Genomic DNA, 660 nt, shown 5'->3' on the forward strand with positions numbered 1-660 from the left:
CGACGGCCTCGGCGTGGTCGCCGTGGTTCCGGTAGGTGGCGTTCGGGGTGTCGCCGCCGGAGTAGCCGACGCGCGTGCTGATGACGCCCGGGCGGCGACGGAGGAGCTGCTGCGCTCCCCAGAAGCACCCGCCGGCGAGGATGGCGGTCTCGGTGGTGGTCATGCTGGCCTCCTGGGCTTCGTCGTTGCCGCTGGCTGCGGCATCACCCGGTGCAACCGGCGGCACCCGCCGACTGTTCCCGCGCTCAGTCCATCGTGCCCGGCGTGCTCCGGCGACGGAGGGCTGCCGTCCAGCCGAGCGAGGTGACACCCGCTCCGACGAGCGCCTTCGCGATCCCCCCGACGACGAAGGGGTACAGGCCGTACTCCAGCGTGTGCTGCAGGTCGAGGCCGAGCGAGACCGCGAGCCAGACCATCCCGACCGCGAACGTGACCACGGTGCCCAGCCCGAAGGAGAGCAGCGCGGCGGTGAAGCGACGGTCGCCGAGGCGTTCGGCGACCCAGCCGACGACGGCGGCCGCGGCGACGAACCCGACGATGTAGCCGCCCGAGGGGCCCACGAGCACGCCGGGGCCGGCGGCGCCGTCGGCGAAGACGGGGAGCCCTGCGAGACCGAGCAGCGCGTAGAGGGCCATCGACAGCGCGCCGCGGCGGGCACCG

2 protein-coding genes are annotated in these 660 nt (G+C 74.4%); both read right to left on the reverse strand.

All coding sequences use genetic code 11. The annotated features are described in order from the left end of the window. Window positions 1–163: peptide-methionine (S)-S-oxide reductase (locus tag NS184_RS17110; protein ID WP_193750576.1), on the reverse strand; the 163-nt coding region annotated here is incomplete at its 3' end. Between the two features lie 82 nt (window positions 164–245). Continuing rightward, a partial coding sequence (locus tag NS184_RS17115; protein WP_193750578.1) for a biotin transporter BioY occupies window positions 246–660 on the reverse strand: 415 nt, incomplete at its 5' end.

The organism is Curtobacterium luteum, assembly GCF_001475545.1.
Taxonomy (GTDB): Bacteria; Actinomycetota; Actinomycetes; order Actinomycetales; family Microbacteriaceae; genus Curtobacterium; species Curtobacterium luteum_A.